11 protein-coding genes are annotated in these 10,690 nt (G+C 68.7%); 8 read left to right on the top strand and 3 right to left on the bottom strand.

What is annotated here, in order from left to right:
* Window positions 1-247: 247 nt before the first annotated feature.
* The 3 genes from HJG45_RS29110 to HJG45_RS27935 all read left to right on the top strand — a co-directional run bounded on the left by HJG45_RS29110 (window position 248) and on the right by HJG45_RS27935 (window position 1,651).
* On the top strand, window positions 248-1,087 hold the full coding sequence (locus tag HJG45_RS29110; protein ID WP_254452861.1) for a hypothetical protein: 840 nt from the start codon (window positions 248-250) through the stop codon (window positions 1,085-1,087).
* Window positions 994-1,275: an AI-2E family transporter gene (locus HJG45_RS27930; RefSeq protein WP_254452862.1), complete on the top strand. Its 282-nt coding sequence runs from the start codon at window positions 994-996 to the stop codon at window positions 1,273-1,275. The genes HJG45_RS29110 and HJG45_RS27930 overlap by 94 nt, the downstream gene beginning before the upstream one ends.
* 73 nt (window positions 1,276-1,348) lie before the next feature.
* Window positions 1,349-1,651, top strand: coding sequence for a hypothetical protein (locus HJG45_RS27935; protein WP_171617222.1), 303 nt, complete (start codon window positions 1,349-1,351; stop codon window positions 1,649-1,651).
* 219 nt (window positions 1,652-1,870) lie between these two features.
* Here the strand turns inward: HJG45_RS27935 and HJG45_RS27940 are convergent, their stop codons facing one another.
* Window positions 1,871-2,263, bottom strand: coding sequence for a metalloregulator ArsR/SmtB family transcription factor (locus tag HJG45_RS27940; RefSeq protein ID WP_171617224.1), 393 nt, complete (start codon window positions 2,261-2,263; stop codon window positions 1,871-1,873).
* On the bottom strand, window positions 2,260-2,925 hold the full coding sequence (locus HJG45_RS27945; protein ID WP_171617226.1) for a peroxiredoxin: 666 nt from the start codon (window positions 2,923-2,925) through the stop codon (window positions 2,260-2,262). Before HJG45_RS27945 ends, HJG45_RS27940 begins: the two co-directional genes overlap by 4 nt.
* 177 nt (window positions 2,926-3,102) lie before the next feature.
* On the opposite strand from HJG45_RS27945, the gene HJG45_RS27950 reads away from it, so the two are divergent.
* Window positions 3,103-4,395, top strand: a complete 1,293-nt coding sequence (locus HJG45_RS27950; protein WP_171617228.1) for an FAD/NAD(P)-binding oxidoreductase — start codon at window positions 3,103-3,105, stop codon at window positions 4,393-4,395.
* The gene (locus HJG45_RS27955; protein WP_171617229.1) at window positions 4,392-5,288 is read left to right on the top strand and encodes an MBL fold metallo-hydrolase; all 897 of its coding nucleotides are present in this window, start codon (window positions 4,392-4,394) and stop codon (window positions 5,286-5,288) included. Before HJG45_RS27950 ends, HJG45_RS27955 begins: the two co-directional genes overlap by 4 nt.
* A 553-nt stretch (window positions 5,289-5,841) precedes the next feature.
* Here the strand turns inward: HJG45_RS27955 and HJG45_RS27960 are convergent.
* Window positions 5,842-8,379, bottom strand: coding sequence for a penicillin-binding protein 1A (locus HJG45_RS27960; protein ID WP_171617231.1), 2,538 nt, complete (start codon window positions 8,377-8,379; stop codon window positions 5,842-5,844).
* Between the two features lie 197 nt (window positions 8,380-8,576).
* Between HJG45_RS27960 and HJG45_RS27965 the strand changes: the two genes are divergently transcribed.
* The 3 genes from HJG45_RS27965 (at window position 8,577) to HJG45_RS27975 (ending at window position 10,619) form a co-directional block, all read left to right on the top strand.
* Window positions 8,577-9,071 (top strand): NAD(P)-dependent oxidoreductase, encoded by a 495-nt coding sequence (locus tag HJG45_RS27965; protein ID WP_171617233.1) that lies wholly within the window; start codon window positions 8,577-8,579, stop codon window positions 9,069-9,071.
* Between the two features lie 54 nt (window positions 9,072-9,125).
* The gene (locus HJG45_RS27970) at window positions 9,126-9,560 is read left to right on the top strand and encodes a hypothetical protein (protein ID WP_171617235.1); all 435 of its coding nucleotides are present in this window, start codon (window positions 9,126-9,128) and stop codon (window positions 9,558-9,560) included.
* A gap of 579 nt (window positions 9,561-10,139) precedes the next feature.
* Window positions 10,140-10,619, top strand: a complete 480-nt coding sequence (locus HJG45_RS27975; RefSeq protein WP_171617237.1) for a hypothetical protein — start codon at window positions 10,140-10,142, stop codon at window positions 10,617-10,619.
* The last annotated feature ends 71 nt before the right edge of the window (window positions 10,620-10,690 follow it).

Genomic DNA, 10,690 nt, shown 5'->3' on the forward strand with positions numbered 1-10,690 from the left:
CGCCGAGGCGCTGAAGCGGAGCGGCCACTGGAACCCAGCCGAGGGACCACCCCCCGCCGCCGCCACCTGGAACACCCTCGAGGTCAACCAGCCCAATGCCGCGCCAGCACCACGGAGCGGCTCGTGACAGGGCGCGGCCAGGCGGAGGGCAGGCCGTGATCCCCGGCTCCCCACTGCCGCTACGGCTTGCGCCGGCCCCGGAGCTGCCCGACGCTGCCGGCCAAGCGTTGGGCGAGGAACGGCTGCCATGGCGGATCGCACATCGCGCTGGATGCTGGGCCTGTGCACCGCCATCCTGGCGGCCGGCGCCTGCCGCCTCGCCGAGCCGATCCTCGCCCCGATCGCCTTCGCCCTCTTCACCATGGCGCTGGCCTGGCCGGTGCAGCGTGCGGCGCAGGCCAGGCTGCCCGTCCTCGTCGCGCTGATCGGCACCGTCCTGCTCACCCTCGTGGTGCTGGTCGCGCTGGCCCTGGCGGCGGGCTGGGGCTTCGGCCGCGTCGCCCGCTGGGTGATCGCCAATGCCGCCGCGCTGCAGATCCTCTACGCGCAGCAGATGGACTGGCTGGAGAGCCACGGCATCGGCGCCGCCGCCATGCTCGGCGAACCCTTCGACACCCGCGGCCTCATCCGCATCGCGCAGACGGTGCTGCTGCAGCTGCAGGGCATCGCGAGCTTCCTCGGCATCACCCTGGTCTTCGTCATCCTCGGCCTGCTGGAGGTGGGGGTGATGCGGCGTCAGCTCGAGCATCTCGGCCGCGACGGCGGCATCGCCGCCGGGCTGCTGCGCGCCGGACGACAGAGCATGGCGAAGCTCAGGACCTATACGCTGGTACGGACGGTGATGAGCGCGGTGACCGGCCTCGCGGTCTGGGCCTTCGCCTATGCCATGGGGCTGGCCCTGGCGCCGGAATGGGGCGTCATCGCCTTTGCTGAACTACATCCCCTCTCATCGGTGCCCTGCTGGCGACGCTGCTGCCCACCCTCTTCGCCGCCCTGCAATTCGGCACCTGGGAGTCCGCCGCAACCGTCTTCGTGGTGCTGCAGGCCACCCAGTTCATCACCGGCAACGCGATCGAGCCGCTGCTGACCGGCGCGCGGCTGGCCCTCTCGCCCTTCATGGTGGTGGTCGCGGTCTTCCTCGGCGCCTTCCTCTGGGGCATCCCCGGCGCCTTCATCGGCGTGCCGGTGCTGATCGTGGCGCTGACCCTCTGCGAGCAATTCCCGTCCAGCCGGCCGGTCGCGGCGCTGCTCTCGGGCCGGGATCCCGATGGCTGACGGCCGGGCCGCCCCGACCCGACCCGGGACACCGCCACGCCGCCGGGTCACAGCTGAAGGCGGCCGCGTCGCAATGGCCGACCCGCTCGGCGATGGCCGCGATGGGCAGCAGGCAGTCGGGATCCGACAGCATCGCATGGGCCAGGCGCATGCGCTGCGACTGGATGTGGCGCGCGACGCCGCCATGCACCTCGGACAGCTGATGGAGCTGCGAGCGCGACAGGCCAGCCAGGTAGCGGCTGCGCCAGAGATCGAAGCGGTGTCGGGGATCGACGCCCGGCGTCGAGAATACCACCGACTGCAGGGGCTCCGGCGGCCGGGCTGCGCCGAGAGGCTAGAGCGTGATCGCTTGAGGTGGACGCACCGGAAAGCGTGACTCACGCGATCACACAACGGCCTGGACCATGATCCGCCACCCTGTGTGAGCGGATCATGGTCCAGGGCGGCGAGGCGGGCGATGCCGGTGACCCGGTCCGATCATGGTCGTCGTGGCGCCTCCCCTCGGGCCGCGCCACCATACCGGCCCCGCAGTCACATCCTGAGCCCATCTTGTCGTGACCCCCCGCGCGCGCGGCTTCACGGCGCGCGGACATGCTCAGCCGGCGCCTGGCGATACCACGGCGAAGCTGGCCGCCGCGGCGCTGCGGCGCGGCGGGCGGGGTGCCGAGACGGGAGGCGGGGCGGCAGGCGGGACAGCGGGGCCGCCCTCCAGCCCATGCCGCAGGCTCGCCAGCAGCTGCCGCGGCCGACCCGGCGCCACCTGGTAGAAGACCGCGCGCGCTTCCCGCCGCGCCACCAGCAGGCCGGCCTCGCGCAGCTCGCCGAGATGCTGCGAGAGGTTGGGCTGCCTGAGGCTCAGCGCGGCCTCGATCTGCCCGACCGGCCGCTCGCCGTCGAGCAGGAGCAGGGCGATGCGCAACCGCGCCGGATTGGCGAGCACGCGCAGCAGGGCGACGCCCGCGGCGATGTCCAGCGCCGCCTCGCTCACCGCCCCTTGCCCCTGCCCTGCGGCACCGGCCCGGTGCGGAAATACCAGTCGGCGCCCGGCGCCTGGGGCGCGAAGACCGCCTCCGGCGTCAGCTCCGGCGGCAGGATCACGGCATCGCCGGGACGCCAGCCCTCGGGGGTCGAGACGTCATGCGCATCGCTCACCTGCAGGGCGGCGAGCAGCCGCAGCAGCTCCTCGACATTGCGTCCTGTTGTCATCGGATACCAGGTGATGGCGCGGATGATCCCCTCGGGGTCGATCACGAAGACGGCCCGCACCATCGCGGCGTCGGGCGCCTGCGGGGCGATCATCCCGTAGGCGCGGGCGATCGCCATCGAGGGATCCTCGATGATGGGAAAGGGCACCTTCACCCCGAACTGGGCGTGGATGCTGCGGATCCAGGCGAAATGCGAGAACAGGCTGTCGACGGAGAGCGCGAGCAGCGCGCAGCCGAGCGCCTCGAACCGCGCCGCCGCCCGCGCGAAGGCGATGAACTCGCTGGTGCAGACCGGGGTGAAATCGGCCGGATGCGAGAAGAGCAGCAGCCACTGCCCGCGGTAATCGGCCAGGGCACGGTCGCCCATGGTGGTGCGCGCCCGGAAGGCCGGCGCCGGGTCATGGAGCAGCGGCGGGCCGCGGCGCTCCGGGCTTGGGTCGGTCATGGCGCATCCGTTCGGGAGGGTGGCTGTTGGTGGCGGCCGGCCGTCCGGGGCCTCGCGGCATTGAGATCGGGCCGATGATGACAATGAGTCACTTAGGCTATCTATACAAGTCACGATCTCATAAACAGGCGGCCAATACCGGGCCGGCACCGGCCAGCTCCGATGCGGGAGACCAGGATGGACGCCCAGCCGAACCGCGACGCGGCATTGCCCCCCACCCTAGCCCCGACGCAGCGCGCCGAGGTGCTGATCGTCGGCGGCGGCGCTGCCGGCATCACGGTCGCGGCCGAACTCAGGCGGCACCGGCCGGGGCTGGCCGTGACCCTGATCGAGCCCGCGGAGACCCATGCCTATCAGCCGGGCTGGACCCTGGTCGGGGCCGGCGTGTTCAGCCTCGCCGAAACCCTCCGGCCGGAGGCGTCGCTCATCCCGAGGGGCGTCGCCTGGATCCGGGGCACGGTGACCGGCTTCCATCCCGAGGTGAACCAGGTTGCGCTCGCCGATGGCCGCCGCATCGCCTATCGCCAGCTCGTGGTCTGCCTCGGCCTGCAGCTCGACTGGGACAAGGTGGAGGGACTGCGCCAGGCGCTCGGCAGCCAGGGGGTGTGCAGCAACTACGCGGCCGAGACGGTCGAATACACCTGGCGCTGCCTGCAGGACTTCCAGGGCGGCACGGCGCTGTTCACCCAGCCGCCCATGCCCATCAAATGCGCCGGCGCCCCGCAGAAGATCATGTATCTCGCCGCCGACCGCTGGCGCCGCAACGGGCTGCCGCGCCCGGCCGGGATCGAGTTCTGCCTCGCCGGCGAGGCGCTCTTCGGCGTGCCCTTCTTCGTGCCGACCCTGCAGCGCGTGGCGCAGGATTACGGCATCGCCCTGCGCTATCGGCATGCCCTCAAGGCCGTCGACGGCCCGCGCCGCACCGCCCTGTTCGCCGTGACCGACGAGCAGGGCCGGGTGACGGAGGTCGAGAAGCGCTTCGACCTCCTGCACGTCACCCCGCCGCAGAGCGCCCCGGACGTGATCCGGCGCAGCCCGCTGGCGAATGCCGCGGGCTGGGTGGATGTCGATCCGGCGACGCTGCGGCATGCGCGCTTCGCCAACATCTTCTCGCTCGGCGATGCGGCCGGCACGAGCAACGCCAAGACCGCCGCCGCGGTGCGGCTGCAGGCGCCGGTCGTCGTGCGCAACCTGCTGGCCACGCTCGACGGCCGGCCGCTGGACGCCGCCTATGACGGCTATGGCTCCTGCCCGCTCACCACCGCCTATGGGAAGGTGGTGCTGGCGGAGTTCGGCTATGGCGGCAAGGTCACGCCGAGCTTCCCGCTCGATCCGCGCCAGCCGCGCCGGAGCGCCTGGCTGCTGAAGACGCGCTTCCTTCCCTTCCTGTACTGGCGCATGATGTTGCGCGGCAGCGAGCTCGACGTGAAGCACCGCGAACGGCATTTCCCGGAGGCCAGGGCGGCATGACGGAGGCGCCAACCACCGGCCGGCCCGAGGTGACGGCGTTCTTCGAGCCGCGCAGCTGCAGCCTGCAATACGTCGTCGCCGATCCGGCCAGCCGGGCCTGCGCGATCATCGACCCCGTCCTCGATTTCGACGAGAAATCCGGCGCGACCGCGACGCGCTCCGCCGATGCGCTGCTCGCCTTCATCCGCGAGCGCGGGCTCGCCCTGGACTGGATCCTCGACACGCATCCGCATGCCGACCATTTCTCGGCAGCCGGCTACCTGAAGGACCGGACCGGCGCGCCAACGGCGATCGGCGAGCACATCGTCAAGGTGCAGAGGCTCTGGAAGGAGCTCTACAACCTGCCGGACAGCGTCCCGGCCGACGGCTCGCAATGGGATCGCCTCTTCGCCGATGGCGATCGCTTCCGCATCGGTGGGCTCGAAGCCTCGGTGATGTTCTCGCCAGGCCACACCATGGCCTCCGTCACCTATGTCGTGGGCGACGCCGCCTTCGTCCACGACACGCTCTTCATGCCCGATGGCGGCAGCGCCCGGGCGGATTTCCCGGGCGGCGATGCCGGCGCGCTGTGGCGCAGCATCCAGCGCATCCTGTCGCTGCCCGATGCGACGCGGCTCTTCACCGGCCATGACTACCAGCCGGGCGGCCGTGCCGTGGCGTGGGAGAGCAGCGTCGCGCAGCAGAAGGCCGGCAATGCGCATGTCCGCGGCCAGGACGAGGCAAGCTTCGTCCGGCTGCGCACGGAGCGGGACAGGACGCTGCCGATGCCGAAGCTGATCCTGCCCTCGCTGCAGGTGAACATCGCCGGCGGCCGGCTGCCGGCACCGGAGAGCAATGGCCGTCGCTACCTCAAGATCCCGCTGAACGCCCTCGGCGACGCGCCCTGGGGCTGAGGCCGTCCCGGCAGGGGTTGCGGCAGGCCGGCGTTCACGAGGCGAGGCCGCGCGACGCCCGTGCCGGATCTGCTCGTCTTGCCATACGCCGTGACGCGGGCGAGGATTGGCAGCTTCACAACCATCGCGCGAAATTTGGCTAGGCAGAAGATGAAACGATCATTAATCTCAACGGTGTGTTCCAGACGATGAGGCTGGCTTTGTCTGAGATGGTGGTGAAAGGCAGCCTGGGACGGAAGGCAGCGTGCGTTGGGTTCTGTATCGCCTTCCTGTTCGTTCTTGGCTGGTTCGCCATCAGCAAGACTCCGGCGGCGCCGCGCCTCTCCGACCTCGTCAAACCCTACGACCCATTGCCCTGATGGCCTGAGGGGGAGGCCCTGCCGGCTTCGAGCCCGGCCATTCGCCTCCACCACCGGCCCCCTGTACCCAGCCAGTCTTCACCTACGGGCCCTACAGCGGAGCAGCGCTCACTCTTGAGCGCAATCCGCTGCAGCCTGTTGTTCTCAGGGCATCTTCACCCGTTCGAGTGTTTCCACTCGAACGGGATCTGCTTCTAGTACAGGCCGCCGAGATTCTGGTCCTCGCTGCGGGCCGAGCCGGAGGCGGTCTCGCCGCCGACCCGCCGGGCGCTGTTCTCGGTGCCGGGACGGAAGGCCTCCATGATGGTCGCATTGCCGTCCTGCATGCGCACGAGCGCGACGCCCGGCGGCGCGCGGAAGGGCACTGGCGGGCTGTTGCCGAGCGCCGCCTGCAGCACGTCGCGGAAGACCGGCGCGGCGTTGTGGCCGCCGGTCTCATCCTTGCCGAGACTGTGCGGATCATCGAAGCCGAGCCAGACCGCGATGACGATGTCCGGCGTGTAGCCGACGAACCAGTTGTCGACGTAATCATTCGTGGTGCCGGTCTTGCCGGCGATCGGCCGGTCCAGCCCCTTCCCCGCCGCCGTGCCGGTACCGCGCTGGACCACGCCGGTCAGGATGTTGGTCATCTGGTAGACGGCGATCGGATCGGCGATCTGCGGCCGCGCATCGACCAGCTCCGGCGGCTCCTCGCCCGGCCGCGGCGCGTCGCAGCCCTCGCAGGCGCGCGCGTCGCTGCGCCAGATCACCCGGCCGCGGCGGTCCTGCACGCTGTCGATGAAGGTCGGCGTGACCTTGCGGCCGCCGCTGGCGAAGCCTGCATAGCCGGCCGCCATCCGCAGCACCGTCGTCTCGCCCGAGCCGAGTGACATCGCCAGGTAGCGCGGCATGTTGTCGATGACGCCGAAGCGGGCCGCGGTCTCGGAGACCTTGGCCATCCCGACCTCCTGCGCCACCCGGATGGTGACGAGGTTCAGCGACTTCTGCAGCGCCGTGCGGATGCTGACATAGCCGTTGTAGCTGCCCTCCGTGTAGTTGGAGGGCCGCCAGACGCCCTGCGGCGTCATCACCTCGATCGGGCCGTCGAGGAAGCGCTGGGTCGGCGGCACCCCGGCCTCGAGCGCCGGCAGGTAGACGAAGGGCTTGAAGGAGGAGCCGGGCTGGCGCTGCGCCTGGGTGGCGCGGTTGAACTGGCTCTTGTCGAAGGACCAGCCGCCGGCCATGGCCAGCACGCGGCCGGTCTGCGGGTCGAGGGCGACGATCGCCCCCTCGATCTGCGGCACCTGGCGCAGGGCGAGCCGGTCCGGCCGCCCGCCGGCGCCGGGCGCCGTGACCTCAATCGGCACCACGTCGCCAGGGCTCAGAATGTCCTGCATGCGCGAGGGACGCCCCCCGAACCGCCCGTCGCCGAGCGCCTTGCGGGCCCAGGCGAGGCCGTCGAAGGGCAGGATGCCGGTGCGCGGCTGCGCCGGGCTGCGCGAATCGGGCCGCTCGATCCAGCCGAGCTTCGCCTCGCCCGGCCGCACCTCCAGCACCACGGCGAGCTTCCATTCCGGCAGCACGCCGCCCGGGCGCTGCACCGCCTCGAGCTGTGGCATCCAGTCCGTGCTGCCGGCCGAGATGCGGGTGATGGCGCCGCGCCAGCCGCCGCGCCGGCGGTCATAGGAGACGAGGCCGTTGCGCAGCACCTGCTCCGTCGCCTTCTGCAGCGCCGGCTCGATGCTGGTGCGGACGACGAGGCCGCCCATGGTGGTCTGCTCCGGCCCGAAGCGGTTGAGCAGCTCGCGCCGAACCTCCTCGGTGAAATACTGCCCGACCGGCAGCGTCTCCGGCCGGCGCAGCATCCGCGGCACGATCGGCTCCTGCTTCGCGGCGGCGGCCTGCTCGGCGGTGATGGCGCCATCCTCGGCCATGCGGTCGAGCACCCAGTCACGGCGGGCCCGCGCCGCCTCGGGGTAGCGCACCGGGTTGTAGTTGTTCGGTGCCTTCGGCAGGGCGCCGAGGAAGGCGATCTCGCCGAGGCTCAGCTCGTCGAGCCCCTTGTTGAAATAGGCCTGCGCCGCGGCGGCGACGCCGAAGGCCTGGTAGCCGAGGAAGATCTCATTGAGATAGAGCTCGAGGATGCGCTCCTTCGGCAGCGCCTCCTCGATGCGGATGGCGAGGATGGCCTCGCGCGCCTTGCGCAGCAGGGTGCGGTCGTTGCCGACCAGCATGTTCTTGGCGACCTGCTGCGTGATGGTCGAGGCGCCGCCCATCCGGCGGCCGGTGCCGTATTGCTCGATATTGGTGATGATCGCCCGCAGGATGCCCCGCGGGTCGATGCCGTGATGCTCCCAGAAGCGCTGGTCCTCGGCGCTGACGAAGGCGGCCTGGACGAGCTTGGGGATGGCCTCGATCGGCATGAAGACCCGCCGCTCGGCGGCCAGCTCGGCCATCAGCCGGCTGTCGGCGGCATAGATCCGCGACATCTGCGGCGGCTGGTAATCGGCCAGCCAGCGGTAGTCCGGCAGGTCGGCGGCGATGTGGCGGTAGAGCCCGAAGGCGGCCACGCCGCCGGCGACGATCGCCACCATCGCCAGCGTGAAGAGGAAGCGGAAGACGCCACCGAACAGGCTCGGTCGGCGCCGCCGCCGCCGTTCCGGCTTGCGCGGCGGCGGTGGCGGCGGCGGGGCTGCGCGTCCCGGCGCCGGCGGGTCGAAGCCGGGCTCCAGGCGGGTGTCAGGGGGAGACATGGCGGCACCTCATACACTGCCGCCGGACCAGCGGCGACCACACGCCGGTGAGGTCGGTTCTTGGAACGATCTAGCAACAAACACGCCGCGGCCCGCAGGGCGGTGGGCAGAGCGCCAGGCACCCTTAAGGCCTGCTTCACCTCCGGCAGGGCAGCATGCGGCACGGGCACAGGCCCGAAGTTGGAGAGCCGATCCGCATGGGCAAGATGCTCGTGACCGGCGCCGCCGGATTTGTCGGTCGCCACCTGACCCGCGCCCTGCTCGAGGCGGGGCACGAGGTGCATGCGGTGGACAGCCTCCGCCCGCTTACCGGCGCCATCGACCCGGCGGCGGGCTGGCCGCTCTTCGAGCCGCGCGACTGGCGCGGCTTCACCTTCTACCGCATGGACTGCCGGGACTGGTTCGCCGCGGCGCCGCAGGCCGGCTTCGATGCCGCCTTCCACCTCGCCGCCCTGGTCGGCGGCCGGTTGATGATCGAGCGGAACCCGCTGGCGGTGGCCGAGGATCTCGGCATCGACGCCGCCTTCTTCCAATGGGCGGCCGGGGCCCGGCCGGGCCGCTGCGTCGTCTTCTCCTCCTCCGCCGCCTATCCGGTGGCGCTGCAGCGGGCGGATGGGCATGTGCTGCTGGCCGAGGACATGATCCGCTTCGACGGCGATATCGGCATGCCGGACATGTCCGATATTCGGTAGCACCTGCCACCACGCGGCCGTTGAGGCTTTGGTGTGCTTACCTAGCATGTCGGGATGGAACACGAGCACGTTGTCTCTGGCTTGATCCGCAAGCGCGCGGAGATTGCTGGAGCGCTGGAGGATGCGCAGAACAAGGTCCGCGAGCTGACGCTGGCTCTCGACAATCTGGACGGTGCGATCCGGGTGTTTGCGCCCGAGATGGACCTGTCCGAGGCGCGGCCCAAGCCGCTGCCCGTCCGGCATGCGGCGTTCAAGGGCGAGATCATGCGGGCAATCTACGCGGCGCTGCGCAGCACGGGCGAGACGCTGAGCACGCATGACCTGACGTTGCGTGTCATGGCGGCGCGGAACCTGAACCCGTCTGACCTGGTGTTCGTCCGGGTGATGCAGAAGCGGGTCGGCTCGACGCTGCGGCAGATGCGGATCAAGGGGCGGGTTCGGTCGGAGGCGTTGGGTGGCGGGCAGATGGGGTGGCGCCTGGACAGATGAGCTAGCAATAGCCACTTGGATACCAAGTGACAGCACCAGAGAGGTTTATTATCTAATCACAAAGTAACTCTAGGTTGTGTGATGCGCCGCATAGCGTGAGCAAAAACCTGGGGATAAGTGTGCATGGACCCGTTACCGGCCTTGCGGACGCCACGTTTCCGCGGGACCTTTTCACGCTGGACAAGCACGATTCCGAAGCTTTTCAAGCGGCACGCAACCGACTCAGCATTGGTAGATGAGGTAAACGAGATAATGCCTCCTGACCAACATACGAAGGTTGATCGCCGCCAGCAGACCAAGGCTGCGCCCGAGCCTGTGGCTACAGGTGCGCCCAACTGGGCAAGAATACTCACTCCGCGCCAGCAGAAAATTTTTGAGGCCGTAAGTGAGGTTGACCAACGCGTGACCCAGGCCATTGAGAAGAGGGTTTCTAATCTGGATTGGTTGGGCCGAGCAAAGAAATAGCCTGCTCCCACGATGCCGCGGCGGGCGAGGCGGACAGCCGTACAGCCCAATAACCCACATACCTCTGATGCATCATTAGCGATTATTAAGTCGCGAGAGGATGCTTTCAACTACTTGGTGGCCGATCAGGGCAAATTCGCTCTGCTTGAAGCTTTAGCACTTCATCTCTTGGAGATTGAAGTTCGCGAAGAACTTCTTAAAGAAAAGAGAAAAAATGGCGTTGAGTTGGTTATTAGTTGTGCTGAAGTAGATGCGTACATCCTTCGAAGCATCGGCAAGGACAACTTGGAGCAATACAAAATTGAAGCCTCTGAACTGATAGATGATTACGCAAAAGCTGTAATTGACCAGACTTTGGGCGACCATATAAAACCACTTTTACAGAAAAAGACCTTTTTGCTGGTCCCTGTCGCAATTTGGCACGGTGTATTGGGAAATTTACTAACCATAATTGTTATAATTTTCTTATACCAGATACCAGTTGTGAACGAATATTACTTATCAAAGGACCTTTTCAGGGACCTCTTGAGCGCCGTGAAGTATGCGTCAGCCCACGCTGGTGGGTTGACGGCTTGGCCTGAAGTTCCAGGGTAGCAGCTCGTCGATACGGGTGATGGGGTGGCCATTTGCGAGGCGGTCGAGCACGGCTGCGATGTAGGCTTCCG

It is taken from the genome of Roseicella sp. DB1501 (assembly GCF_013112485.1).
Lineage (GTDB): Bacteria > Pseudomonadota > Alphaproteobacteria > Acetobacterales > Acetobacteraceae > Paracraurococcus.